A 25235-nucleotide genomic window follows, 5' to 3' on the forward strand; every position below is an offset into this window, starting at 1 on the left:
AAGAGGGTAGAAGGAGTAACACATTAATTCAGCAAGACTTTGAAATGGCCTGATCAAATGATCAGAGGGGCCAAATAGAAAACGGCACCTTATTGGTGCCGTTTTTGGGTCAGTGACCTTAACTAACCACTTCTACAAAGCTTCAATCTTCGCCTTTTGCTCTTCCAGCAACTGCTTGGTCGCTTGGAAATCGGCCAGTTTGGCACGTTCTTTTTCGACCACGGCAACCGGGGCTTTGGCAATAAAGCCGTCGTTGCCGAGTTTTTTCTCAATGCCGCCGATGAGCTTGTCCTGCTTCTCGATCTCTTTACTGAGGCGGACGATTTCGGCGTCTTTGTCGATCAAGTCTGCCATCGGTACCAGTACTTCCATATCGCCCACCAGTTGAGTGGCGGAGAGCGGGGCGTCGTCTGGGTTTTCAAGCCACGTCACGCTTTCCAGCTTGGCGAGTTTGGAGAGGAAGCGGCGGTTGCTCTCAAGGCGCTCGGCGTCTTCGGGTTTGCCTTTGGTGAGCAGTACGTCGAGGGGTTTGCCGGGGGCGATGTTCATCTCGGCACGGATGTTACGTACAGCGATGATGACGCCTTTGAGCCACTCGATATCCAGGCTTGCCTGCTCGTCGATTTTGCTTTCATCGGCTTCCGGCCAGGACTGCAGCATGATTGTTGCTCCCTCTCCCATATACACACCCGCCAGGGGGGCGACGCGTTGCCAAATCTCTTCTGAGATATAGGGCATCATCGGGTGAGCGAGGCGAAGGATAGTTTCCAGCACGCGTACCAGGGTACGGCGGGTGCCGCGCTTGGCTTCGGCTGTCGCATTTTCGTCCCACAGTACGGGCTTGGATAGCTCCAGATACCAATCGCAGTACTCGTTCCAAATGAACTCGTATAGCGCCTGGGAAGCGTGATCGAAACGGTATTCGTCGAGTGCTTTAGTTACCTGAGCTTCGGTCTTTTGTAGCTGGGAGATGATCCAACGGTCGGCAAGGGAGAGTTCAACGTCGTCTCCACTTGTACCGCAATCTTCGCCCTCGGCGTTCATCAGCACATAGCGTGAGGCATTCCACAGCTTGTTGCAGAAATTGCGGTAGCCATCCAGGCGGTTCATATCAAACTTGATATCGCGCCCGGTGGTGGCCTGGGAGAGGAACGTAAAGCGCAGCGCATCGGTGCCGTGAGCTTCGATGCCATCTTTAAACTCATCCTTGGTGGCTTTGGCAATCGCCTTGGCCTGTTTCGGTTGCATCATATTGCCGGTGCGCTTGTCGAGCAGCGCCTCTAGTGTGATGCCGTCGATAAGGTCGATGGGGTCAAGCACATTGCCCTTGGATTTGGACATTTTCTGACCCTGACCGTCGCGCACCAAGCCGTGTACGTAAACCGTCTTGAACGGCACCTGCTTGGTGAATTTCAGGGTCATCATGATCATCCGGGCAACCCAGAAGAAGATGATGTCAAAGCCAGTGACCAGCACGCTGGAAGGGTGGAACGTTTCCAGTTCCGGCGTCTCTTCCGGCCAGCCAAGAGTACCAAAGGTCCAAAGGCCTGAGCTAAACCACGTATCCAACACATCTTCGTCTTGGGTAAGCGCTACATCGGCGCCCAGCTCATGCTTCTCACGAGCTTCGGCTTCCGTGCGGGCAACGTAGACATTGCCTTCAGCGTCGTACCAAGCGGGAATGCGGTGGCCCCACCACAGCTGACGGGAAATACACCAGTCCTGCAGGTCGCGCATCCAGGCAAAGTACATATTTTCGTAGTTTTTGGGTACGAACTGGATATCGCCATTTTCCACCGCTTCGATGGCGGGCTTGGCGAGTGACTCCACGGCCACAAACCACTGGTCGGTGAGCAACGGCTCGATGACATCGCCGGAACGGTCACCATAAGGCAGGGTGTTGTTAACGGCTTCGACTTGCTCCAGCAGGCCCAGGGCATCCATATCCGCCACGATCTGTTTGCGCGCTTCAAAGCGATCAAGCCCTGCGTATTTGGCGGGCAGTGTGGCGTCCTCGTCCGGCTGGGGCTGGCCTTTCAGGTCGAAAATCTCGGCGCTTTCAAGAATCGCTGCGTCTTTGGAGAAGACGTTGATCAGCAGGTGGTTCTGGCGCTTGCCGACTTCATAGTCGTTGAAGTCGTGGGCAGGGGTGATCTTCACACAGCCCGAGCCTTTCTCCATATCGGCATGTTCGTCGGCGACCACAGGAATACGGCGTCCGACCAGCGGCAGCTCGATGAACTTTCCGACCAGGGAGGCGTAGCGTGCATCTTCCGGGTTCACCGCTACGCCGGTATCACCCAGTAGAGTTTCCGGGCGAGTGGTGGCGACCACAACGTAATCCTTGCCGTCGGCGGTCTTAACACCGTCCGCCAGCGGGTAACGGAAGTGCCAGAAGCTCCCCTGCTGCTCTTTGTTTTCCACTTCCAGGTCGGAAATGGCGGTGTGTAGCGTGGGGTCCCAATTGACCAAGCGCTTGCCACGATAAATCAGTTTCTCTTCGTGCAGGCGCACAAACACTTCTTGTACCGCTTTATAGAAGCCGTCGTCCATGGTGAAGCGTTCGCGTGACCAGTCGACGCTGGCGCCCATACGGCGCAGCTGACGGGTAATATGGTCGCCTGACTCCTCCTTCCACTCCCACACTTTATCGATAAACGCCTCACGGCCGAGGTCGTGGCGGGTTTTTCCCTCTTCGGCGGCGATTTTACGCTCGACCAGCATTTGAGTGGCAATCCCGGCGTGGTCGGTACCTACCTGCCACAGGGTGTTGTTTCCCTGCATCCGCTTCCAGCGCGTCAGGGTGTCCATAATGGTGTCCTGAAACGCGTGCCCCATGTGCAAGCTGCCGGTCACGTTGGGCGGGGGGATCATGATCGAAAAAGGTGCGCCCTTGCCGGAAGGAGCGAAACGGTTGTCGGCTTCCCAGCGCTCGTACCAGCGGGTTTCGATCTGTTCGGGTTGGTAGGTCTTTTCCATGTGGAGTTGGCTCACGGCTGGCAAGAAATGTGCAAAGTGTGAAAATGTATAGCGCAAGAGTATACAGCGTGAGTGGCATAGCCGTCAGGTGCTACTGACGCTCGATTGTGCGGGTGAAACGTTGGTGGGAAGAAAAACCGCGCATGGCGAGCAGCCCAAGGACAGGTCCTGGCAATAACCACCAAATCACCGCCAGTGACTGGCTAGACCATAGCGCGGTGACCAGCGCGATGGAGGGAATGGTTAGTCCAAAGCCAATCGCGTTCATCATCGCCAGCGCTGCCCCTAGCCGCTCAGGCGGTGCCGTGGCGCTGGCGAGTGCTGAAAACTGGGCAGAGTCGGCAATCACGCTAATGCCCCATACACCGAGAAGTGCCAGTAGTAGCCAGGGCGAGGCGCTGCCCAGTAGCGGATACATCAAGCACAGCGCGCCGGAGGTGGTCAGTGCCACACAGGCCACTCGATCACTGCCGATGTGACGGCTCCATTTGCCCGCAAGTACGCAACCAGGCAAGCCCAACGCAATCACGCCAAAGCTTAGCCACGGCTGAGCGCCGTTGGTGGCGCCCAAACGCTCCAGTTCACGGGCAACCAGAAACGGCACCAGCGCCCAAAGGGCATACAACTCCCAACAATGGCCAAAATAGCCCAATGCAGCAGCGCGAAAACGGGGCTGCTTGAACGCCGCCAACCCGGCCCACGGGCGTCCGCTTCTGGCGGTGGCGGGAAGGTGAGGGCCTACGCCCAGGCGGAAAATCATTAGTGCAGCGACCAGCGCCAACAAAGATGCCAGCAGTAGCGGCCACTGCCAGGGTAGGTTCAGCGTTAAACCGCGCAGCAGGTGCGGGGAGGCAATGCCCAGGGTGAGCATGCCCACCAGCCAGCCCAGCGCCGCCCCAGCGTGACTGGGGGTCCAGCTCACTACCAGTTTCATGCCCAGCGGGTAGATGCCCGCCAAGCAGAGCCCTGTTGCAAAGCGCGCCACAGCGGCGAGTGTCACGCTTTCGGCGACACCAATAAAAGCGGCGTTGATCAGCGCACCGAGAACAGCGGAAATCGCAAACAAGTGGCTGGCGCGAACGCGATCAGCAAGGCCGGTGGTGGCAATCAGCAGCGTGCCGCTAATAAACCCGGCCTGAACGGCGATGGTTAACAGCCCCAAGTCACTTTCGCTCAGGCCCACTGCCTCCTGCAGCGCCAAGCCAACACCGTTAACGCTAAACCATAGCGAGGTGCCAAACAGTTGGGCGATAACGATAACGGCCAATGGGGTGCGGGCTAAAAAGGCGTGGGACAGCATCGGCGCTCTCGTTCGTTGAGTTATTGTTGTTAAAAAAATTAGTTAGCAGAGCTTATGCGGCACAACTTCATGGCCCATTTCTTTATAGCGCTGCCAGCAGGCGCGTTTGGCAATCAGCACTTGTTGGTGCTGATTAATGATTTCGGCAATCCGTGTGTAGCGATCAATGCCTTCGGGAATATCGGGGTGCAGATTAAGCAGTGCGGTCTCTTCCGTAGGTACAGGGAGCTGCTGCCAGCCTAGCGTAATCGGCACGCTGGCAGCCATCTCGCTATCCTCCAAAGCATGGGGCAAATAGGCGTCGGAGCGAAAATTCCACAGCGCGCTGTCAGCTTGCTCCGCAAGCGCTTTATCTTCGCAGTGGAGGTGCAGACGGTAGCCTTTGCGCCAGATAGTTTCGGCGAGCCTGCAGGCAAACTGCAAACGGGCTTCTAAGGTTGTATCGGGCAAAATGTAGAAATCAATGCGCGCCATGGCGGTTCCAGGTGGGTCGGTTCCAGAAACAACACCGCCGCATCAGGTGCGGCGGTGAAAGGTAAGCTCAGGCGTTAAACCAGCTTGGTGAGCCAGCCGTACTTGTCTTCGCTGCGGCCATACTGCAGGTCGAGCAGTTTGGTGCGAATGCGCATCGCGACTTCATTATTTCCATCGGATTGCAGGCGAATACGCTCGTTTTCGGTGACCAGTTCACCTACTGGAGTAATGACCGCGGCGGTACCGCAGGCAAATATCTCAGTGATTTCGCCGGAGGCTGCGCCTTCGCGCCACTCATCAATGCTGATCGGGCGCTCTTCCGGTGTTAACCCTTCATCTTTGGCCAGCGTGAGCACTGAGTTGCGGGTCACGCCTTCTAAAATGGTATCGGTCAGGCGCGGTGTTACCAAGCGGCCATCTTTGAAGACAAAGAACAGGTTCATACCGCCCAGCTCTTCTACCCACTTGTTTTCAGCGGCATCCAGAAACGCTACCTGGCCACACTGATGAGCTTCGGCCTCTTTCTGCGCTGCTAATGACGCCGCGTAGTTACCGCCACATTTAGCAAAGCCGGTGCCACCGGGGGCGGCACGCTTGTAGTTCGAGGAGAGCCAGATCGAAACCGGGGCAATACCGCCTTTAAAGTACGCCGCGGCGGGAGAGGCGATCACGTAGTAATCGACTTCCTGTGATGGGCGTACGCCTAGAAACGCTTCAGAAGCGATCATGAACGGGCGCAGGTAGAGGCTGCACTCGTCAGAAGCGCTGGCAGGCGTGGGCACCCAGGCGTGGTCTTGTGCTAAAAGCGCTTTCAGTGAGCCGATAAAGTCTTCGTCGGAAAGCTCGGGGAGTGCCAAGCGGCGGGCACTGCGGCGAAAACGCTCAGCATTTTTCTCGGGACGGAACGTCCAGATAGAGCCGTCGGCGTGGCGATACGCTTTAATACCCTCAAAAATCTCCTGGCCGTAGTGCAGCACCGAGGCGGCGGGGTCTAACGTCAATGGGCCGTAGGGACGTACCTGATGGCCGTGCCAGCCAGCATCGCCAGTCCACCGGATATGCGCCATATGATCGGTAAAGTAGCGACCAAAACCGGGGTTTTTAAGAATATTTTCACGAAGGTCATCGGCCATCGGCTGATTGGATGGCAGGGTTTCAAAACTCGTTTCAAAGCTGGCAGTGGGCACGGCTGTTACTCTCCGTTAATACCGCTTCTGTAAAAAGGCGGTTGGGTATTGGTGACGATAAGTTGGTCGTAATAAGCGAGCACCGAGCTTCAGTGCGTTACATCAGCCCGGTGACCCTTGATATGTTCAGGTTTAACGGTTGCCGCGCTGAAAGGCAACCGTTGAGCGACAGATCGTGATGATGAGTGGTGATATTAGGCGTCGCTGTTTTCTACTTGGGCGTCTGTTTCACGATCAAGCAGGTACTGGGTTAACAGTCCCACAGGACGACCGGTGGCGCCTTTCTGCTTGCCGGAGTGCCAAGCAGTGCCGGCGATATCCAGGTGCGCCCAGGGGAAGTGGTCGGCAAAACGCGATAAAAAACACGCGGCGGTAATCGTACCTGCGGGGCGTCCGCCAATATTGGCCAGGTCAGCAAAGTTGGATTCAAGCTGCTCTTGGTACTCATCCCATAGAGGTAGGTGCCACGCGCGATCCCAGGCGGTTTCGCCTGCATCCAGCAGATCCAGCGCCAGGTCATCGTCGTTGGAAAGCAGCCCGGTGGCGTGGTGGCCTAAGCCCACAATCACCGCGCCGGTGAGAGTGGCAATGTCCACGACGCTGGCCGGGGTGAAACGCTCGGCGTAAGTGAGTGCATCGCAAAGCACTAAGCGGCCTTCCGCATCGGTATTCAGCACTTCCACGGTCAAGCCCTTGAGGGTTTTGATGATGTCGCCGGGCTTGGTGGCGTGGCCGTCGGGCATGTTTTCCGCTGCGGCAACGATAAATACCAGGTTGAGCTTGGGTTTAATCGCCAATACCGCTTTGACGGTGCCGAACACGCTAGCGGCGCCGCACATGTCGAACTTCATTTCGTCCATGCCTTCGCCGGGCTTGAGCGAAATACCGCCAGTATCAAAAGTAATACCTTTGCCAACTAGCACATGAGGGGCTTCATCGACATTTTCCGCACCCTGATACTTCATAACAATCAGGCGTGTTGGCTCTTTACTGCCGCGGCCAACCGATAATAGCGAGCCTGCGCCCAGGGCTTCCAGCGCTTCTTCATCGAGAATATCGACCTCTAATGCGCCTTTAGCGTCACGCCCCAGCTGCTCTGCCTGCTCGGCGAGGTAGCGGGGGGTGCAGATGTTAGCGGGCAAGTTGCCCAGGGTGCGGGTGTAGTTGATGCCCTGACCGATGGCATTGCCCACTAACGCCCCCTGCTTAACCTGGGGCACTGCGTCAGCATCGCTGATCATTAACGTCAGCTTGGCAAGGCTGGGGGCCGGTGCAGGCGACGATTTAAACTGATCGAAGCGATAAATAGCCCGCTCGGCCGCTTCCATTACCTTGCGTGCTTTCCAGGCCGCGTCGCGGTCGGTCAACGGAACATCACTAAATATCACGCTGGCTTCGTCGATGGGCAGTTTTACCAGCGCTGTCATGGCTGCATCCAGTGCCTTGATAAAGGCGGCTTCCTGGCATTTCTCGCGCTCACCCAAACCAATCAATAAGATGCGCTCGGCGCCTAGCCCTGGCGCAAACGGTACCATTTGCACATTGCCCAGTGCTGCGTCAAAGTCACCGCGCTCGAGCAATTGACCAATCAGGCGCTCGCTGGCGTCGTCCAGTTTGGCAACGGTGGGGAGTAAGTCGCCACCTTTATAAACCGGCACCAGGAGACAGGCCGTTTCGGTTTTGGCCGGGTTAGCAGTCTGAACGGAAAATTCCATGACGTCTCCAACAAGACAAGCATCGAGGGATTCGGGATAATGCCTCGTTGCTTTTGATTTTTAAAAGGGACTGAAAACAGTTTGATTAGTGTACCCAAGCCATACGCTTATTGCATGGCATCCTGCACGACTAGCCGGAGAGCGCGTTGATTTTATTTCGATATCTAACTCGCGAAGTGTTACTCACCATGTCGGCGGTCGCTGGCATTCTGTTGCTGGTGATCATGGGCAGCCGCTTTATTCGCTATTTTTCGGACGCAGCGGAAGGCGATATACCCGTCACCATGTTGGGCAGCCTGATGATGTTTCACTTGCCTGGCTTTATGGAACTGATTTTACCCCTGTCGTTCTTCTTAGGCATCATGCTTGCCTATGGGCAGCTCTATATGAATAGCGAAATCACGGTGATGGTCGCCTGTGGGATGAGCCCCACGCGGCTGTTGAAAGTGACCCTACTGCCCGCCAGTGTTGTGGCGGTGTTGGTCGGTGTTTGTAGCCTGTGGCTGACGCCTTACGGTGCATTGCAAACCGAAACTGCGCTCGAAGAACAGCGTAGCCGTTTGGATGTTTCCGTCCTGGCCCCAGGGCGCTTTCAAGAGTTCGGCGGCGGCCGTACCGCGTATATAGGCGGCTTCTCTAGTGACGGCACGGAAATGCGAGACGTGCTGGTGCACGAACAGAATCAACCAGGGGATGAGACGACGCATGACTATGTTACCCGCGCGGCGTCGGGCTATCAGGAAACACGGCTCGAAACGGGCAGCCGTTTTTTAGTGCTGGATGATGGTGAGCGCTACGGGGTGACGCCTGGGGAACAGAGTGCTGAGCGGCTCACGTTTGAGCGCTATACGCTGCGCCTGGGGTTGAGTCGTGACCGGCAGGAGCTTGATTCACTGGAGTATGCCTCCACGCCTGAGCTATGGAGTAACCCAAGTCCCCGTGCCCAGGCTCAATGGCAATGGCGGGCGGGGCTGCCACTGATGGTGTTTGTACTGGCCTTATTAGCGCAACCACTTTCTCGTGTAAACCCCCGTCAGGGGCGTTTTGGCAAACTGTTGCCTGCGGTATTTTTATATGTGGCGTATCTCAGCCTGCTGCTGGCGGTTGTCGATGCGATTGGCAGCAGCACTTGGCCCTCCACGCTAGGAGTGTGGCCGGTACATGGGTTGTTCTTGGGGCTGGGCCTATTATTGCTATGGCGCTCGCAGCGCAAGGGGATGCGCTAATGCTAACGATAGCTGACCGTCTCGATCGATATATCGCCCGAAACGTGCTGGCGGCCATTGTCGTCGTCCAGTTCGTGCTGTTGGGCCTGGATATCACCATCGCCTATATCGATGATTTAGGCGATGTACAGGCTGGCTACACCGCCCTTGATGCGTTGCTTTACCTACTAATGCGCACACCCTGGCGCTTTTATCAGTATGCCCCTGTGGCGGTATTGATTGGGGCCCTGATTGGTTTGGGCAGCATGGCGTCCAGCAATGAGCTTACCGTTATGCGGGCCTCTGGACGCTCCCTGGCACGGATTGTATGGGGCGTGATGAAGCCGGTGCTGTTGGTGGTAGTGGCAGTGTTACTGGTGGCTGAGTATGTTAGCCCGCGCACCGAGCAGTATGCCGAAGCGTGGCGGCTGGAAAAGATTCAGGGTGAAGGCGCCATGCTAACCAGCCGCAGCGGCTGGCAGATTGAGGGCGACAGCGTCTATCGTTTCGGGGCGATTCGCGCCGATGATGTCGTGCTTGATTTAACCCGCTATCGTTTTGATGATCTCCAGCTAGTCGAAGCCACTTATGCCCAGCGTGCTCGCTGGGCAGGTGATGCATGGCGTTTGGAAAACATCACTACCACGCGCATCTTCGATGATCACACCGAGTCTGACCAAGCAGCAAGCCTGGACTGGGAAACCTCCTTTACGCCCACCCAGCTAGAGCGGCTACTGCGCGATATCGAGAGCCAAGCGCCCAGCGAGCTTTGGGCTTATGCCCAGTTCCTTAAAGATCAGGGACTGCAGAATGAGCAGGCGCTGCTCTATTTTTGGCAGAAGATGCTGATGCCGCTCACCATGGGGTCGCTGGTACTGATTGCTGCCTCCTTTGTGTTTGGGCCCCTGCGTACTGTGGCGGCGGGTACCCGTGTGTTTTACGGCGTTATTACAGGGCTGTCCTTTAAGTACGTACAGGATCTGTTGGCACCGGCCTCAACGATTTTTGGCTTTTCCCCTGTTTGGGCCGTTCTGGTACCCACTTTGGCCTGCGCAGGGGTAGGCATCTACTTTTTACGCCGAAACGGGTAGGCCGGTTTGCTAAGGCCAAAACATGACTTCATCACTGCCAAGAACCGGATAAGAGAGAACTATGCGAATACGACGCTTTGGCCAGTTGGACAGCGTATGGCCAGCGGGGCTTGGCCGCCGCTTGGGCGCTATGCTGTATGACGGTTTTTTAGTCGCGGCAATATGGATCGCGGTGACCGTCATCCATATGGTTTTCTTCCGCTATGTGCTGGGCCAGCAGCCAGAAGAGATTGGCACTACGGCCAGCGATATCTGGAGTTTGCGACTCTTACTACTGTTTTTTGTCACTCTGTTTTTTGTTTTCTCCTGGTCGCGCGGTGGAATGACCTTGGGCATGCAGGCGTGGCGGTTGCGGGTGCAAACACTAGAGGGCTATTCCCTGAACTTGAAACAGTGCCTCATACGCTGCGCGGTGGCGTGGCTCTCGCTACTGACGTTTGGTATGGGCTATTTATGGGTGCTGTTCGATAAACAGCGGCGTAGCTGGCCAGATATTGCTTCCCACACCCAAACGGTGGTTTTGCCGAAAAAATAATTTTAACTGGCATGGCGAAAAAGTGCTTTTACGCCAGAATGTTATCTTGCTGCTCCTGCTTATTAAGACGAATGGATATCAAAAAGTATCCATTTCCACTTGATAAGATGTATGCGAATCATTTACATTCACCTCATGACTTTTATGAGGTATCGCCATGTACGTTTGCGTGTGCAAGGGAGTAACCGATCATCAGATTCGCCAGCACGTTAGCGACGGAGCGCGCAGCTGGAGAGAAGTACGTGAAGCAACCGGCTGTGCAACACAGTGTGGTAAGTGCGCGTGCTATGCCAAATCCATTACCCGCGATGCCTTACATGAAGCACGCCAAGAAGCCGATATGGGCCTTGCCTACGCCGTGTGACGCGAATCACTATTGTTAGGGTTATCTTTAGCAAATATATGATTTGCTTGAACTTTTAAATACCTTATCTATACTCTCAGGAAAGCTGGGAGTATAGCTATTTGCGCCTATACTCTTCTTCAAACGTAACTGCTTGATCGCATTGTCTAATCCAGATTAAACATCAGCATTACAGTAGAAAAGGTGACGTTATGAAAGGCGATACTAAAGTTCTTGAGCATCTCAATAAGGCACTAGGCAACGAATTGGTTGCGATCAATCAGTACTTTTTGCATGCCAAAATGTATAAAGACTGGGGTCTGAAAGCACTCGCCAAGTGGGAATACGATGAGTCCATCGAAGAGATGCAGCACGCTGATAAGATCATCGAGCGTATTCTGTTTTTGGAAGGCATTCCTAATCTACAAGACCTCGGCAAGCTGCACATTGGCGAAAACGTCAAAGAGATGCTCGAAAGTGATCTGAAAATTGAGCACGATGGCCGCAACGATTACATCGAAGCCATCACTTACTGTGAGAGCGTTAAAGATTACGTTACCCGCGATATGCTCCGCGACTTGCTCGCCGATGAAGAGGGTCATATTGATCACATTGAGACTGAGTTGAAATTAATTGAACAGGTGGGTATCCAGAACTACCTGCAGCGCCAAATGCAGATGGCTGGCGAAGAGTAAGTCCTCTTTAGCCAAGTCTTGAGTTAGCTTTAAAGACAGCTAAGCGCACAACGCAAAACGGGCAGCCTATGGCTGCCCGTTTTTTTGCAGTTACTAAATGGATAACGCTGCGTTAAGAGCTCGTCGCCAGGGTGTCGCCCGTTTTACCTCCACCCAGTACTGCTTCTGCAGGTTCATCAACCGTAAAGGTCGTGCGGCTCAAACGACGGACACGCTTCATAAATAGTGCGATGCAGATAAGCGTACCCAGTGCCGCTACCACGTAGCTTAAGTGCAGTGGTAGGCCAAAACCGATAGGGGCATAGGCCAAGTAGGTAAAGGTGGCCATGGTCATAAAGGTAGCGGGGATTGACGTGATCAAGTGAGGCTTGCGCGACAACACCAGGTACATGGTGCCTACCCACAGCGCGATAACGGCAGTGGTTTGGTTCGCCCATGAGAAATAACGCCACAGTAGTGTGAAGTCCATATGGGTTAAAGCATAGGACACTACAAATAGCGGTAGAGCGACCATGACGCGCTTCATAATCGGCTTTTGATCAATCTTAATGTAATCAGCAATGATCATTCGTGCGCTGCGAAAAGCGGTATCGCCAGAGGTGATTGGCAACACAATAACGCCGAGTACGGCTAGTGTGCCGCCTACAGCGCCGAGCATGGTGGTAGATACCTCACTTACCACCGCGGCAGGGCCACCAGCCGCCAGCACATCGGAGAGTGATTGGTCGCCGTAGAACAGACTCATCGCTGCCGCCGCCCAGATCATCGCAATGATGCCTTCGGTGATCATCATGCCGTAAAAGATTTTACGCCCATTGGTTTCGTTTTCAGTGGTGCGCGAAATAATCGGCGTTTGGGTGGCATGAAAGCCAGAAAGCGCGCCGCAGGAGATGGTTAAAAACAGCAGTGGGAAAATGGGGGCTGATTCAGGGTGCATGTTTTGGAAAGAGAGCTCGGGGATAGGGGCGCCCGTCACAATCAAGCCAATACCAATACCTGCCGCGCTAAACAGTAATAATGCACCGAAGTAAGGATAGATACGGCCAATGATCTTATCAATCGGTAGCAGCGTGGCAATCAGGTAGTAAATAAAGATAGCGACAATGATGAGTGTTAACGACAGCGACGTCATATTCGCCAGCAGCGCTGCGGGTGAGGTCACAAAGACCGTACCTACCAGAAGAAGCAGCAGAATCGCAAAACCATTCACCACGTGCTTCATCGCTTTACCAAGGAATTTGCCTGCTAACTGTGGCAGGTGAGCGCCGTGGTTGCGAATCGAGATCATCCCGGTCAAATAATCGTGGACAGCACCGGCAAAAATACAGCCGACCACAATCCATATAAAGGCGACAGGGCCATAAAGTGCGCCAAGAATAGGACCAAAAATGGGGCCTACACCGGCAATATTAAGTAACTGGATAAGTGAGTTACGCGTGGTGTTCATCGGCACGTAGTCGATGTTATCGCGCATGGTGAACGCTGGTGTACGCCGCTTGCGGTCGGTCACAAACACGCGCTCAACGAACTTCCCATAGGTAAAGTAGCCCGCAATCAGCAGCAGGATCGATACTATAAAGGTGATCATCGAAGGTACCTAGAGCAGTGAAGGGGATTAGCCAAGAGTGGCAAGTGGGCCAGTAATACAAAAGGAGACGCTTTTTTAGCAGAGCCGAATGTACAGATAAGGGCTGAGCAGCACAGTTAGACTTTAGTTGGTGATCACCCTATAAAAAGGGCAGCCGATCGGCTGCCCTTTTTCACGACTTTACGTGAGCGTTGACTCTAAGATTCCACGACACCACAGGCCATGCGTGCACCGCCACCTCCCAGGTGGGGCTCATCTGTGTAGGTATCGCCGCCAGCATGAATCATAATACTGCGACCTGGCATATCTTCCATGCTGAGGCGTGGAGCAAGAACAGGCAGGTTCGCTTCGCCATCTTCATTCACTGTTAGCACCGGTAGATCACCCAAGTGGCCTTCACCAAAAGGACCCTGATGGGTGCCGGTTTCTTCGGGGTCATAGTGGCCGCCCGCTGACAGCGCCGCAGTCATCTCGCCGCTGTCATTCTCAGCAGGGTCACAGCTGGCGTTCTGGTGAACGTGAAAGCCGTGAACGCCGGGCTCAAGTTCCGTCAGCGAAGGTGTGAGCAGTAAGCCATGATCCGTATGCTCCAAAGATATGGTACCAATCGACTCTTCGACTCCTTCGGCACTGACTTTATGCATCTCCACATCAAGCGTTTCATTCGCTTGCGCCGCCGAGGTGGCGAGTAGCAGCGAGGCAGCCATAGCGGTAAGTGAATAGCGGGCAGTTGTATAGCGCATTGTGATCTCTCCTTCCTAATCCATGGAAACGCGTCTGTAGCGTTGCTTATTCAAGGTAGCTGCCGAGCGGGTACTTTGCCACCCGGCTAGTAATAGGCCGCCGCGATGTTGTGTAAAAGCATCCTTTTAAATTCAATCTTTTAAGCCCAGTCTTTTAAACTTAGTAAAGTAGCAGTGAGCGCTTGAGTGCGTGGCACTAGCGTATTGAGTAAGCAGTACTCCTCATCAGTGTGCATTTTGGCGCCGACCGGGCCGAGGCCACACAGGGTGGGAATGCCCAAGCTGGCCGTCCAGCCAGCATCAGAACAACCGCCGGTGAATTCACCACCAACATCAAAGCCAACGTTTTTAGCCTGAAACTGGTAAAGAGCAAACAGTTCGCTGCTCATACGCTTTTCGAGAGGGTAGAACTCCGATGTCTGCTCAATGGTTGCCTGGGTGCCAGGAATATCGGGTTCGGCAATAATGGTCTCAATGGCTTTATACAGGTGGTCACGCTGTGCTGTCGTTACAAAGCGAATATCCAACTGAGCAGACGCGAATGGCGCGACAGTGTTGCGTGATACCCCTCCGGTGATAGTGCCAACATTGGTGGTGATGCCTGCCTCGTAATCGGTCAACGCATGCAGCTTGATGATCTTGCGGGCGAGTGTTTCGATGGCGCTGGCGCCATCGGCATGGCTCACGCCGGAGTGGGCGGCTTTGCCGGTGACGTTGATCAAAAAACCGGCCCCTCCTTTTCGGCCGGTGACTACATTGCCGCTGACTCGCCCAGGCTCGACGTTCAAGACGGCACGTGCCCCTTGGGCGGTGGCTTCGATGAACGCCCGCCCATCTGGCGAGCCAATCTCCTCATCGGCGGTAAACAAGGCGCGAACGGGTAGTGGGCAGTTGTGCAGGCGGCTTAACGCGCGCAGCACAAAGCAGTTCATCACCAGGCCGCTTTTCATATCGGCCACGCCAGGGCCAAAGCCGACGTTGTCTTGCTGGGTATAGCCCCGGCTAGCCACCGTGCCGGTAGGAAAAACCGTATCGCGGTGGCCCATTAAAAGCACATGACCTTGGCCAGTTTCCCCCAGCTGTGCTTCTAAAATATCGCCTGACTCAGGGCGCGGGTGGCGTATGACGGTGATGCCGTCCTGCTCAAGCCACTGGGTAATCAGGTCAGCCACCTCATCGTTACCCGCTTTGTCGTAACTGTTGGAATCGATATTGACCAAGGCCGCCAAGCATTCAACCATCGCTTGCTGCTGCCCATCCAGCCAATCACAGGCTTGCTGTATTAGTGGCTCTTGCATGACGCTCGCTCCTGATGAATCTCTGCGCCCTGAGTCGTAAGATCCCAGAAAAGTCCTGCCATCAAAAGCAGTGCCTCGGCGGCGACGCTGCCCAGCAGGTGTTCGTCAGGAGCATGCTGCGAGCAGGCAGGGTAGGAGTGCGGCACCCACAGGGTGGGTAACCCCAGCGTTTCGGCAAATACATCATTGGGTAATGATCCGCCTAAGTTAGGTAATAGCGTGGGCGTTTTATTCGTCGACAGTTGCATCGAGGTTAATGCCCAGCTTACCCAAGGGTCTTCTGGGTCAAGCCGCGTAGCATTCATCTGTGACATGCGCGCCGCGCTCACTTCAATATCGCGATAGCCGTGTTGATCCAGATGGCGGCGTAAATGGACAAGAAAGTTATCTTGATCGCTGCCCACCACAAAGCGCAACTGGCAGTGGGCGTAGGCGTAGGGTGGAATCGCATTGGCCGGTGCGTCCGGGTTTCCGGCCTTCATGGCCAGCACTTCTAAAGTGTTCCAACCGAATAAACGCTCCGCGGGGGAGAGCCCTGGCTCGCCCCAGTCAGTGTCAATCGTCGGAGAATTGTCACCGACGCCTACCTCGAGAGAGGATAGGGCGTTGCGCACGGCATCTGGAATAGGTGCCGGGCGTAATCCCTGTATCTGGATCACACCATTGGCATCCACCAGCGTGGCCAGGGCATTGGTTAATCGCACCGCCGGGTTTTTTAATACCCCGCCCCAGTTGCCCGAGTGGTGGGCACCTTCCCGGGCCTGCAGTTTAAGGTCGAAGTTGAACGATCCCCGTGAGCCTAAAAATAGCGTCGGCGATTCTGCGTCCAGACGGGGCCCGTCCGAACCAATAAACACATCGGCCGCTAAACGCTCTCGATAGCGGTGGCAAACCTCCTTTAGCCCCGGCGAACCGGTCTCTTCGCCCATCTCCAGCACCAGCTTCACGTTATAGCCCAGGCGCCCACCGCTAGCTTTCAGCACACAGCCGAGCGCAGCTAAATTAATCGTGTGCTGGCCTTTGTTATCAGCGGTGCCTCGTCCATACCAGCGATCTCCCCGCTGGATGATTTGCCAAGGATAAAGTCCTTCGGCCCACTGATCATCGTAGCCGCGTATCACATCGCCATGGCCATAGGTTAATACGCTGAACGTGGCGTCAGTTTCAAGGCGTTCAGCGAGCAGAAAAGGCCCAAATCCTTCCGCTGGATTATCGACAATTTCCCATGTGAAACCGAGCTGCTCAATATCGGGAATAATCTGTTCAGTAAGGTAGCGTTGAAGCTCTTCCAGCCGATGGGGTTCCTGGCTTTCGCTGCGAATAGCAATACGCGGCGAAAGCTGATTATAAAATTCGCCACTATCAAAATAGGCTTTGGCATTGTCTAAGGCTTGTTGGCGCGACATAAATATCCCTCTGAGTATTAGGCGTTCAGTAAGAGTGTTTAGGCAAAATGGCAGGCGACGCGTGGATGATTAGGCTGAGTAGTGCCTTGGCCTGCACTTTGAATAAGGTCGGTTAGCTTTGGCGACTGCTTTGAGCACTGGGGCTGTGCTATGGGGCATCGAGGGTGGAAAGCGCATCCTGATGGAGGTCGTGTTGGGTCGGGTTGTCCTGCCCCAAGACCGATATCAGGCACGCCTAAGCCGGGCTCTGGCGTCAGAGCGGATGCCAGCAGCGCCTGGGTGTAAGGGTGGCGAGGAGCGGTGAAGATTTGTTCACGAGTTCCTTCTTCGACAATCTGACCCAGGTACATCACCGCGAGCCGATCCGCCAGATGCTCCACCACGGCGAGGTCGTGACTAATAAACAGGTAGGTAAGACCAAACTCATCCTTAAGGTCGAGCAAAAGGTTGAGGATTTGGGCTTGAACTGACACATCCAGAGCGGAGGTGGGTTCGTCACAAATCACCAAGTCGGGGCGCATAATCAGCGCCCGGGCAATCGCCACCCGTTGCCGTTGCCCGCCAGACATTTGCCCTGGGTATTGCTGGGCCGCGCGTTTGGGCAGGCCAACCAGCTCGAGCATCTCGTCCACCTTGGCTGCCTGCTCCTTCTGGGTGCCAATGCCATGAATGCGCAGCGGTAAGCCGACGATTTGAGCAATCCGTTGGCGTGGGTTAAGCGACGAATAAGGGTCTTGAAAAATCGGCTGTATATGGCGGGCTAGTGCCTTTTGGTTAGCGTTTACAATGGCTTTGCCATTGATCAATACATCGCCCGCGCTAGGGGGTGTCAGTCCCAGCAGCATTTTGGCCAAGGTACTTTTACCGCAGCCTGATTCGCCCACCAGCCCCATCACCTGGCCGCGGGGAACGCGCAGCGATACATTATTGACGGCTGTTAAGGTTTGACTCTTATGCAGCATGCCGCCGCCCAGTTTAAATGTTTTGGATAGCGCGCAGAGCTCTAGGGCAAGCGGGTCAAGATGGTTTGCGGCACTGCTCATAGCGTTACCTCCTGAGCGTTGATCGTTGCCGGATTTGCCAACTGGTGGGCAAAGTGACAGCGCGACAAGTGACTATCTGCGACGGTTTGCAAGGGCGGTGTGATGTGACAAAGCTCATCCGCTTGGTCGCAGCGATTACAAAAGGCGCAGCCGTCAACTTTCTCTACCAAGTTGGGCACTACCCCTGGAATCGCCTGCAAGCGGCTGCCTGGCAGCGTTTTGCCGGGTGTTGGTATGCAGCGCAGTAATCCTTGGGTGTAAGGATGGCTGGGGGCTTGAAAGAGCTCCTGGGCAGAGGCGGTTTCAATCACTTCACCGGCATACATCACGGCGACCCGGTCGGCGATGCGCGCGACGACGCCCAGGTCGTGGGTGATGAAAATAACCGCCGTTCCAAACTCCTGCTGCAGGTCGCGCAACAGGTGCAGAATTTGCGCCTGAATCGTAACGTCCAAGGCCGTGGTGGGCTCATCGGCAATAATCAAGTCGGGTTCGCACATTAGCGCCATGGCGATCATGACCCGTTGACGCAGCCCGCCCGACAGCTGGTGAGGGTATTGGCGCATACGCTCTTCGGCGGCGCTGATACCTACCCGTTTGAGTAAATAGAGGGCGCGGTCATGGGCCGCTTTACGCGATACACGCTGATGACGGCGCAAGGCCTCGCATAGCTGATTGCCCAGGGTGTAGGCGGGGTTGAGAGCGGTCATGGGCTCTTGGAAAATCATCGCCATGCGCGCACCGCGCAGGTTGCTGCGCTCGTGATCGGAAACCGTCAGCAGATCAACGCCGTCAAAGTCGAGACAGTCGGCGTTTACCTGCGCCTTGCGCGGCTGTAGGCCCATTAATGCCAGCGAGGTCATGGATTTACCACAGCCCGACTCACCCACCAGGCAGAGCATTTCACCCCGTTCAACGTGAAAGTCGATTCCCCGGACGGCGTGAAGCGTACCTTTTGCTACCGGCAAGTCGACGCGCAGTTGTTTTACGGTGAGTAGTGGTGAGGCTGGCGCTGTTGAGCGCTCAGCGGAGGAGAGATTACTCATTGCGGCCTCCTGGTGCGCTGAGGTCACGCAGTCCATCGCCTAGCAAGTTAATCGCCAGCACTAGAATAAATAGCGCGCTGCCGGGAATCGTAATCACCCACGGTTGAAAGAACATATAGGCTTTGCCTTCGGCGATCATCAGCCCCCAGGAGGGGGATGGTGGCTGCACGCCCATGCCCAGAAACGACAGCGTTGCTTCGAGCAAAATGGCGTTGGCGACCTCAAGCGTGGCCACCACAATGAGGGCGCCAGCGATATTGGGCAGCACTTCGCGCAGCAAAATATACGGCAGCGAGCAGCCCAGTGCCTGGGCCGCCTGCACATACTCAGCATTGCGCAACTGCTGAGTCGCCGAGCGGGCAACGACCGCAAAGCGATCCCACAGCAGCAGCCCCAGCAGTAGCGTAACGGTCAGCATTGAACCGCCTATTAACGAGGCCATGGCCAGTGCCACTAAGACCACCGGCATGGCCAGACGGGTGGTAAGCAGATAACTCACTACGGCATCAACGCGGCCACCAAAGTAGCCCGCCAACACGCCCAAGGTGGTACCAATCAACCCTGAAATCAGCGCGACCACTATGCCGATAAAGAGTGAAATGCGGGTGCCATAAATCAGGCGGCTCAAGTAGTCACGGCCGAGACGATCGGTGCCTAACGGGTGTGTCCAATTCCCCGTTTCGTGCCAGAAAGGGGGCACCATGCGGTTTGCGGTGTTCTGTAAGTAGGGATCATGGGGGGCCAGCCAAGGCGCCAGAAGGGCAATGATACCCAGCAATGTAATGATCAGTAAGCCGATGGCTAAGCTGCGGTTGTTAAGTGTGATGCTCAGTAAACGAGACGGCCAAGAGCCGGCTAAGTTTTGATCGGCGGCTACCAGTGGGGAAAGGGCATGTGCCATGGGGTTTCTCCGTTAACGCGCGCGCAGGCGTGGGTCTAAAACTGCGTTGAGAATGTCGGCAAGCAGCGTCAGCACGATATAGAACAGCGCAATGATCAGGACGATGGCTTGAACCACCGGGTAGTCATTACGGGAAATCGCGTTCCAGGCCAGTTGCCCCAGCCCGCGCAGTGAAAAGACGGTCTCGATGACCACCGAACCGCCGAGCATAAATCCCAGCTCCACGGCGGCCAGCGCCACCACCGGAATCACTGCATTGCGTAGTGCGTGTTTGAAGATCACCGTGCCGGTGCGCAGCCCCTTGGCCCGGGCGGTGCGAATGTAGTCTGCCTCAAGGACTTCCAGCATGCCGCTGCGGGTTAGCCGCATCATGGCGGGGGTGGCGTAATAGCCCAGCGCTACGGCGGGCAGTACAAAGCCTTGCCAGCTATCGCTACCCGCTGCAGGAAACCACTGCAACTTGACGGCAAACAGGATGATTAGCGTTAAGCCAAACCAGAAATTGGGCATTGCCTGGCCGGTAACCGCAATTGCCATGGCCGTGCGGTCTATCCAGCTGCCGCGCTTCAGCGCGGCCACAACGCCGAGGGGAATCGACACGCCTAGCGCAATCGCCAACGCCAATACTCCTAGGGTCATCGTCACCGGTAGGCGCTCAACCACCAGATCCATAACCTCGCTCTGGTAGTAGTAAGAACGCCCAAAATCGAGCTGCACCGCTCCCCATAGCCACGTCGTAAATTGCTGAATCACCGGGCGATCCAGGCCGTACTCAACGCGGATTTGCTCAACCTGTTCGGCGGTGGCCTCGGGCCCACCAATGGAGAGCGCCAAGTCACCCGAGAGCTGCAGCAGACTAAAGCAGAGCACCGAAATAGTCAGCGCGACGCTAAGCGCTATTAGCGTGCGCTTGAAAACAAATGCCCACATAAAGCATCACTCCCTCGCTGCGGAAAGCGAGCCGTGGCGAGATTGCCACGGCTGCCGTTAAGTCGACCAGGCACCGTTACTTCCAGCTCGCCTCGTAGAAGCGGGGAAGTTCGTCAGGGTAGGCGGTGAAGTCGAGATCAGCGGTGTGAGCGTAATAGGTGGAGTAGGAGAACAGCGGCGCCCAGTACGCTTGCTCGGAAATGCGGGCGAAAGCTTTCTGGTAGTACTCTAAGCGCACATCAGGGTCTACCGAGGTATCGGCGACTTGTAGCCACTCCTGCACCTGGGTGTCCTGCCAGAGATCGTCAATGCCGCCTGTGAAATAGACGCTAACGAAAGCCGAGACATCGTTAATAGAGAAGGAACCCCAGGCTTTGAAAGCCATATCGGTTTGACCGTTGCGCTGAAGCTCCAACAGCGCGGGGGAGGTCATAAAGCGCAGGTTGGCATTAATGCCCACTGCACGCAGGTCGCCAATCATCGCTTCGGCGTAGTCACGTTCACGGTAGGCGTGCAGGTCAATCTCAAAGCCATCGGCGTAACCGGCCTCGGCGAGTAGTTCGCGGGCTTTTTCGGGATCGTACTCATACTTGATAACGTTCTGCGTTTCACAGCCAAACTGGGTGGGAAAGCAGGGGGCATAAAGAGGCTGGCTGCCACCGCGCACTAGATCATTAGCCAAGCCTTCCCGGTTCATGGCGTGGTTAATGGCCTGACGCACGCGAATATCATTTAAAGGCGACTCTTCCCGCATGGCGGCATCCAAGCCGATATAGCCGACCCGCATGGTCTCGCCGCCTAGCACGCTGAGCTGTGGCATCCCGCTTAACGACTCAGCTTGATCTGACGGTACTCGCCAGATCCAATCGACTTGCCCGGACATTAATTGCGCCATACGTGAGTCTGCATCGGCAATGGCCTTGAACTCGATATTGCCAATCTCGGGCTGACCAATCGGGCTGTCGGTAAAGTAATCATCAAAGCGCGTTAAGCTAACGCCGTCTCCGGGGCGGACGTTGGTAATCTTGTAAGGCCCGGTACCCACGGGCTCACGACTAAAACCCTCGATACCCACTTCCTGGAAATACTCATCGGGGTAAATTGGCATCGGGCCGGAAAGGTACTCAAGGGCTGCAGGGAAAGGCTCTTTGAGGTGAATGCGGACTTGGTACTCATCAAGCTTCTCAACGCTTTTAATCCAGTCAACATTTTGTCGCGTTACTACCCGTGATTCGGGGGATACCGCATAGTTAAAGGTAAATGCCACATCGTCGGCGTTGAAGGCCTCACCGTTGTGAAAGGTCACGCCTTCGCGCAGCACAAGATCGAGGGTCTTATCATCGGCCCATTCCCACTCGGTGGCCAGACGCGGCTCATACTCGTTGGTTTGCGGGTTACGGTAGATCAGCGTATCCCAAGCCAAATGGGCGAGGATAACGCCTTCACGCAGATTATTGTGGTAGGGGCTAACGTTTTCAGGCTCGCTATCAGAGGCATAGACCAGTGTATCGTTGGCCTTGCCAGCCAAGGCGGGTGTCGCGATGCTGAGTAAAGCAAATGACGTAACGCAACAAAGAGTTCTAGGTGTTTGCATGCCATACCTCGTTTTTTAATAAGAGAAGTTTATGAGCGTTTGGCGCACTGGCAGGGCTTCTTGTTTTTTAGATGAGCCGCCGCCTTGAATTAAAACTAAGCTATTAATCAGTCATGCCACCAGTGCAATGTTTAGAACTTATCATTGCCGTTTTGGCAATTCTGATGGAGAGGGGGAGGCACAATGAATCCACGGGTGCTACAAGAAACCGCGTTACGTTATTTTTTAGAAGTGGTTCGCTGCGGCTCCATTAGTGAAGCTTCGGGCAAGTTAAATGTGGCGCCCTCGGCGATCAGCCGACAGATAGCCCGGCTCGAAAGTGAATTGGACACGTTGCTGTTTGAACGCCGAGCGCGTGGCATGGTACCGAGTGCTTCAGGCGAGCTATTGGCGGTACATGCCCGCCATATGCAACTGGAAGCCGACCGAATAGGCAGTGAAATCCTAGCTCTGCGGGGATTACAGCGTGGCAAGGTGCGCCTCGCCAGCTCAGAAGGGTTTGCCGTCGATTTTCTACCTGCGGCAATTGCGGCTTTTCGCCAGCGTTACAGCGGTATTCATTTTCATCTGATGGTGGGCGCGCCTGCCCAAGCCACTCGGTATGTCAGGGAAGGCGAAGCGGATATTGGCATTACCTTTAGCCTCAAGCCTGAGGCGGATATTACCGTTGCCCTTAGGCAGCCCGCGCCGATTATGGCGCTGGTTTCTCCGCACCATGAGCTTGCCGTTAAAAAATACATATCGCTGGCACAGCTTCAGGGCTATCCGCTGGCGTTACCCTCGCCAGACACGACCCTGCGCCAGCTGTTTGATATCTGCTGCAGCCGTCAAAATTTGGCGTTTGAATCCATTTTTAGCAGCGATTACACCGAGGCTTTGATTAACTTCGCCATGCTCGGGGGCGGTGTGGCGTTGGCCGGGGAAATATCGGTGCGCTACCGCATTCAGCAGCAGCGCTTAGTGGCGATCCCTATTCGAGATCAGGGCATGGATTCTCGCTTTATTGAAGTCCAGACTCTTGCTAAACGCACACTGCCCACGGCGACGCAGGCATTTTTAGCGTTTCTAAAAGAGCATATCCCGCCTGGGCAGTTGCCGCTTTTTCCTATGCCACCCACATTAACGGCTGATCACCTGCCATCTTAGCCAGCGCTTGCTTTGATAGCGTATTGCGCGGATGACATCTCACGGCCAAGCCGCGACAATGGCGCCCTATTTAGATTGTTAGCTTTAACTGGGGAACGTTATGACGCCACTCAACATCCTCTATCAGGATGAGTATCTCGTTGCGGTGCATAAGCCGTCAGGCCTATTAGTGCACCGTTCGGCGTTAGCGCGTGGCGAAACTGAGTTTCTGCTCCAGCAGCTTCGCGACCAGCTCGGTAAGCGGGTGTATCCCGTCCACCGGTTGGATCGGCCGACCTCTGGGGTGATCGTTTTTGCGCTCTCTTCAACGGTGGCTGGCCTGCTAAGTGAAGCCTTTAGCGAGCGTCAGGTAGAAAAGCGCTACCTAGCGGTGGTGCGGGGTAAAGCGCCAGAGAGCGAACGTTTGGATTACCCATTGCGGGAGGAGGATGGCACGCGGCCCAAAGCTGAGATGCCCGCCATGCCCGCGATGACCGATATTCGCCGTCTGGATAGCGCTGAGTTGCCGGTACAGGTCGACCGTTACCCAGTGGCGCGTTACTCCCTGGTAGAAGCTCGGCCATTGACCGGGCGCCGCCATCAAGTTCGCCGTCACCTCTCGCGGCGGGGCTATCCGATTATTGGCGATGCCAAGCACGGTAAAAGTGTTCACAACCGCTTTTTTGCTGAGCAGTTGGGCGCGCCGCGCTTGCTGTTGGCCGCCACCTATTTAGCCTTTGACCATCCACTGTTGGCCAAGCGCGTACAGTTGAGCTGCGCTTTGGATGACACCATGATCGCGCTGTTTAATCACCTTGGCTGGGCGGGGCATTTGCCGCTGGATAGCGTGCGAACGCCGCCTTTTGCAACGCCTTCCGCTCTCCAAGCACTGTGAGTCTGTTTCTATGCCATTGAATGAGCCATCAACCTCGCTTGCTACCGCCTTAGTTTCTAGCGATCGTGTTTCTAACGACTATGATTTTCGTTTTGGCGGTATTCGACGCCTTTACGGACAGCGCGCTGCGCAGGCGTTCCGCCATGCCCATGTGGTCGTGGTCGGGGTAGGTGGCGTGGGTAGCTGGACGGTAGAGGCGCTAGCCCGCTCGGGCATTGGCAAGCTCACGCTGATCGATCTGGACGACGTGTGTGTTTCCAACGTCAATCGCCAGCTCCACGCGCTGGATGGCACCATCGGCCAGCCCAAAGTAGACGTGCTGGCTGAGCGCTGCCGCCTGATTGCCCCCGAGATCGAGATTATTGCGGATACCGCTTTCGTCACGCCCACCAACCTAGCCGAGCGCATTCCCGATGATGCCGACCATGTGGTGGACGCCATCGATAGCGTCATCGCCAAGGCCGCGCTGATCGCCTGGTGCAAACGGCGCAAAATACCGATTACCGTGACCGGTGCAGCGGGCGGGCAAACCGATCCCACGCGAATTCAAGTGGCGGACTTGACCCGCACCGAGCACGACCCGCTGCTTTCCAAGGTGCGCTCGCGGCTGCGTCGCGATTACGGCTTCTCCCGCAACCCCAAGCGACGCTTTTCGGTGGAGTGCGTTTACTCTGACGAGCAGTTGATTTACCCCGGTGCCGATGGCGAAGTGTGCCTGCAAAAGCCCGGCAGTGGCGACACCACCAGGCTGGATTGCGCTTCCGGCTTTGGCGCGGCCACTTTTCTGACCGGCACCTTTGGCTTTGTCGCCGCCTCCAAAGTGCTGGAGCGGCTAGCTAAAAAAGCTAATCAGCCCGCCGCCACCCACGCAACTACAAAGGAAACCGAATGACGACCCCCGTTCCCGGTATTTACCGCCACTACAAAGGCAACCTTTATGAAGTGATGGGCACCGCCCAGCACAGCGAAAGCGAAGAGCCGCTGGTGGTCTACCGCGCACTGTACGGCGACTACGGCCTGTGGGTACGCCCGCTTGAGATGTTTACTGAAACCGTCACTAAAGAGGGCCATACCCAGCCGCGCTTCGCATTGGAGAAGACGTTTTAACAACGAGCGATTCGGCTGTCTTTGTCGTAGCGCTG

General features: G+C 55.6%; 23 protein-coding genes. 9 read left to right on the top strand and 14 right to left on the bottom strand.

Features of this window, described 5'->3' with window-relative positions:
* Positions 1–132: 132 nt before the first annotated feature.
* From AC5TBW_RS02555 to AC5TBW_RS02575, 5 genes are all read right to left on the bottom strand, one after another.
* Positions 133–2979 carry a valine--tRNA ligase gene (locus AC5TBW_RS02555; protein ID WP_495510573.1) on the bottom strand — a complete coding sequence of 949 codons (2847 nt, stop codon included), beginning with the start codon at positions 2977–2979 and terminating at the stop codon, positions 133–135.
* A gap of 91 nt (positions 2980–3070) precedes the next feature.
* Positions 3071–4279, bottom strand: coding sequence for an MFS transporter (locus AC5TBW_RS02560; protein ID WP_495510574.1), 1209 nt, complete (start codon positions 4277–4279; stop codon positions 3071–3073).
* Between the two features lie 42 nt (positions 4280–4321).
* The gene (locus AC5TBW_RS02565) at positions 4322–4753 is read right to left on the bottom strand and encodes a DNA polymerase III subunit chi (protein WP_495510575.1); all 432 of its coding nucleotides are present in this window, start codon (positions 4751–4753) and stop codon (positions 4322–4324) included.
* Between the two features lie 74 nt (positions 4754–4827).
* The gene (locus tag AC5TBW_RS02570; protein WP_495510576.1) at positions 4828–5940 is read right to left on the bottom strand and encodes a branched-chain amino acid aminotransferase; all 1113 of its coding nucleotides are present in this window, start codon (positions 5938–5940) and stop codon (positions 4828–4830) included.
* Positions 5941–6134: 194 nt separating this feature from the next.
* Entirely contained in the window at positions 6135–7655 is a 1521-nt protein-coding gene (locus AC5TBW_RS02575) for a leucyl aminopeptidase (RefSeq protein WP_495510577.1), read from the bottom strand.
* A gap of 146 nt (positions 7656–7801) precedes the next feature.
* Between AC5TBW_RS02575 and lptF the strand changes: the two genes are divergently transcribed.
* The 5 genes from lptF to bfr all read left to right on the top strand — a co-directional run bounded on the left by lptF (position 7802) and on the right by bfr (position 11524).
* Positions 7802–8881, top strand: coding sequence for an LPS export ABC transporter permease LptF (gene lptF, locus AC5TBW_RS02580; RefSeq protein ID WP_495510578.1), 1080 nt, complete (start codon positions 7802–7804; stop codon positions 8879–8881).
* Complete coding sequence (gene lptG, locus AC5TBW_RS02585; RefSeq protein ID WP_495510579.1) at positions 8881–9951, top strand: LPS export ABC transporter permease LptG; 1071 nt, start codon at positions 8881–8883, stop codon at positions 9949–9951. The genes lptF and lptG overlap by 1 nt, the downstream gene beginning before the upstream one ends.
* A gap of 61 nt (positions 9952–10012) precedes the next feature.
* Positions 10013–10486, top strand: a complete 474-nt coding sequence (locus tag AC5TBW_RS02590) for an RDD family protein (protein WP_495510580.1) — start codon at positions 10013–10015, stop codon at positions 10484–10486.
* Positions 10487–10643: 157 nt separating this feature from the next.
* On the top strand, positions 10644–10850 hold the full coding sequence (locus AC5TBW_RS02595; RefSeq protein WP_495510581.1) for a bacterioferritin-associated ferredoxin: 207 nt from the start codon (positions 10644–10646) through the stop codon (positions 10848–10850).
* Between the two features lie 191 nt (positions 10851–11041).
* Positions 11042–11524 carry a bacterioferritin gene (bfr, locus tag AC5TBW_RS02600; protein WP_008959829.1) on the top strand — a complete coding sequence of 161 codons (483 nt, stop codon included), beginning with the start codon at positions 11042–11044 and terminating at the stop codon, positions 11522–11524.
* Positions 11525–11636: 112 nt separating this feature from the next.
* On the opposite strand, the gene AC5TBW_RS02605 is transcribed toward bfr, so the two are convergent.
* From AC5TBW_RS02605 to AC5TBW_RS02645, 9 genes are all read right to left on the bottom strand, one after another.
* A complete protein-coding gene (locus AC5TBW_RS02605; RefSeq protein WP_495510582.1) occupies positions 11637–13112 on the bottom strand; it encodes a carbon starvation CstA family protein in 1476 nt (491 codons plus the stop codon).
* Positions 13113–13309: 197 nt separating this feature from the next.
* Positions 13310–13855: a superoxide dismutase [Cu-Zn] SodC gene (sodC, locus tag AC5TBW_RS02610; RefSeq protein WP_495510583.1), complete on the bottom strand. Its 546-nt coding sequence runs from the start codon at positions 13853–13855 to the stop codon at positions 13310–13312.
* 140 nt (positions 13856–13995) lie between these two features.
* On the bottom strand, positions 13996–15153 hold the full coding sequence (locus AC5TBW_RS02615; RefSeq protein WP_495510584.1) for a M20 family metallopeptidase: 1158 nt from the start codon (positions 15151–15153) through the stop codon (positions 13996–13998).
* Entirely contained in the window at positions 15138–16559 is a 1422-nt protein-coding gene (locus AC5TBW_RS02620; RefSeq protein ID WP_495510585.1) for a M20 family metallopeptidase, read from the bottom strand. Before AC5TBW_RS02620 ends, AC5TBW_RS02615 begins: the two co-directional genes overlap by 16 nt.
* Positions 16560–16597: 38 nt before the next feature.
* Positions 16598–17602 (bottom strand): ABC transporter ATP-binding protein, encoded by a 1005-nt coding sequence (locus AC5TBW_RS02625; RefSeq protein WP_495510586.1) that lies wholly within the window; start codon positions 17600–17602, stop codon positions 16598–16600.
* On the bottom strand, positions 17599–18648 hold the full coding sequence (locus AC5TBW_RS02630) for an ABC transporter ATP-binding protein (protein ID WP_495510587.1): 1050 nt from the start codon (positions 18646–18648) through the stop codon (positions 17599–17601). The genes AC5TBW_RS02625 and AC5TBW_RS02630 overlap by 4 nt, the downstream gene beginning before the upstream one ends.
* Entirely contained in the window at positions 18641–19549 is a 909-nt protein-coding gene (locus AC5TBW_RS02635) for an ABC transporter permease (RefSeq protein ID WP_495510588.1), read from the bottom strand. Before AC5TBW_RS02635 ends, AC5TBW_RS02630 begins: the two co-directional genes overlap by 8 nt.
* A gap of 12 nt (positions 19550–19561) precedes the next feature.
* Positions 19562–20479, bottom strand: coding sequence for an ABC transporter permease (locus AC5TBW_RS02640; protein ID WP_495510589.1), 918 nt, complete (start codon positions 20477–20479; stop codon positions 19562–19564).
* A 76-nt stretch (positions 20480–20555) separates the two neighbouring features.
* Positions 20556–22073, bottom strand: coding sequence for an ABC transporter substrate-binding protein (locus tag AC5TBW_RS02645; protein WP_495510590.1), 1518 nt, complete (start codon positions 22071–22073; stop codon positions 20556–20558).
* Between the two features lie 183 nt (positions 22074–22256).
* On the opposite strand from AC5TBW_RS02645, the gene AC5TBW_RS02650 reads away from it, so the two are divergent.
* The 4 genes from AC5TBW_RS02650 (at position 22257) to AC5TBW_RS02665 (ending at position 25200) form a co-directional block, all read left to right on the top strand.
* A complete protein-coding gene (locus tag AC5TBW_RS02650; RefSeq protein WP_495510591.1) occupies positions 22257–23219 on the top strand; it encodes a LysR family transcriptional regulator in 963 nt (320 codons plus the stop codon).
* A gap of 100 nt (positions 23220–23319) precedes the next feature.
* Positions 23320–24093, top strand: coding sequence for a pseudouridine synthase (locus tag AC5TBW_RS02655; RefSeq protein ID WP_495510592.1), 774 nt, complete (start codon positions 23320–23322; stop codon positions 24091–24093).
* 10 nt (positions 24094–24103) lie between these two features.
* The gene (tcdA, locus tag AC5TBW_RS02660; protein ID WP_495510593.1) at positions 24104–24985 is read left to right on the top strand and encodes a tRNA cyclic N6-threonylcarbamoyladenosine(37) synthase TcdA; all 882 of its coding nucleotides are present in this window, start codon (positions 24104–24106) and stop codon (positions 24983–24985) included.
* Entirely contained in the window at positions 24982–25200 is a 219-nt protein-coding gene (locus tag AC5TBW_RS02665) for a DUF1653 domain-containing protein (protein ID WP_495510594.1), read from the top strand. Before tcdA ends, AC5TBW_RS02665 begins: the two co-directional genes overlap by 4 nt.
* Positions 25201–25235: the final 35 nt, after the last annotated feature.

This window comes from Vreelandella sp. ssv (assembly GCF_059448525.1).

Coding starts and splice junctions, on each gene's coding strand:
- AC5TBW_RS02555 (WP_495510573.1), bottom strand. CDS start 2,979: ATGGAAAAGACCTACCAACCCGAACAGATCGAAACCCGCTGGTACGAG.
- AC5TBW_RS02560 (WP_495510574.1), bottom strand. CDS start 4,279: ATGCTGTCCCACGCCTTTTTAGCCCGCACCCCATTGGCCGTTATCGTT.
- AC5TBW_RS02565 (WP_495510575.1), bottom strand. CDS start 4,753: ATGGCGCGCATTGATTTCTACATTTTGCCCGATACAACCTTAGAAGCC.
- AC5TBW_RS02575 (WP_495510577.1), bottom strand. CDS start 7,655: ATGGAATTTTCCGTTCAGACTGCTAACCCGGCCAAAACCGAAACGGCC.
- lptG (WP_495510579.1), top strand. CDS start 8,881: ATGCTAACGATAGCTGACCGTCTCGATCGATATATCGCCCGAAACGTG.
- AC5TBW_RS02590 (WP_495510580.1), top strand. CDS start 10,013: ATGCGAATACGACGCTTTGGCCAGTTGGACAGCGTATGGCCAGCGGGG.
- AC5TBW_RS02595 (WP_495510581.1), top strand. CDS start 10,644: ATGTACGTTTGCGTGTGCAAGGGAGTAACCGATCATCAGATTCGCCAG.
- bfr (WP_008959829.1), top strand. CDS start 11,042: ATGAAAGGCGATACTAAAGTTCTTGAGCATCTCAATAAGGCACTAGGC.
- AC5TBW_RS02605 (WP_495510582.1), bottom strand. CDS start 13,112: ATGATCACCTTTATAGTATCGATCCTGCTGCTGATTGCGGGCTACTTT.
- sodC (WP_495510583.1), bottom strand. CDS start 13,855: ATGCGCTATACAACTGCCCGCTATTCACTTACCGCTATGGCTGCCTCG.
- AC5TBW_RS02615 (WP_495510584.1), bottom strand. CDS start 15,153: ATGCAAGAGCCACTAATACAGCAAGCCTGTGATTGGCTGGATGGGCAG.
- AC5TBW_RS02620 (WP_495510585.1), bottom strand. CDS start 16,559: ATGTCGCGCCAACAAGCCTTAGACAATGCCAAAGCCTATTTTGATAGT.
- AC5TBW_RS02625 (WP_495510586.1), bottom strand. CDS start 17,602: ATGAGCAGTGCCGCAAACCATCTTGACCCGCTTGCCCTAGAGCTCTGC.
- AC5TBW_RS02630 (WP_495510587.1), bottom strand. CDS start 18,648: ATGAGTAATCTCTCCTCCGCTGAGCGCTCAACAGCGCCAGCCTCACCA.
- AC5TBW_RS02635 (WP_495510588.1), bottom strand. CDS start 19,549: ATGGCACATGCCCTTTCCCCACTGGTAGCCGCCGATCAAAACTTAGCC.
- AC5TBW_RS02640 (WP_495510589.1), bottom strand. CDS start 20,479: ATGTGGGCATTTGTTTTCAAGCGCACGCTAATAGCGCTTAGCGTCGCG.
- AC5TBW_RS02645 (WP_495510590.1), bottom strand. CDS start 22,073: ATGCAAACACCTAGAACTCTTTGTTGCGTTACGTCATTTGCTTTACTC.
- AC5TBW_RS02650 (WP_495510591.1), top strand. CDS start 22,257: ATGAATCCACGGGTGCTACAAGAAACCGCGTTACGTTATTTTTTAGAA.
- AC5TBW_RS02655 (WP_495510592.1), top strand. CDS start 23,320: ATGACGCCACTCAACATCCTCTATCAGGATGAGTATCTCGTTGCGGTG.
- tcdA (WP_495510593.1), top strand. CDS start 24,104: ATGCCATTGAATGAGCCATCAACCTCGCTTGCTACCGCCTTAGTTTCT.
- AC5TBW_RS02665 (WP_495510594.1), top strand. CDS start 24,982: ATGACGACCCCCGTTCCCGGTATTTACCGCCACTACAAAGGCAACCTT.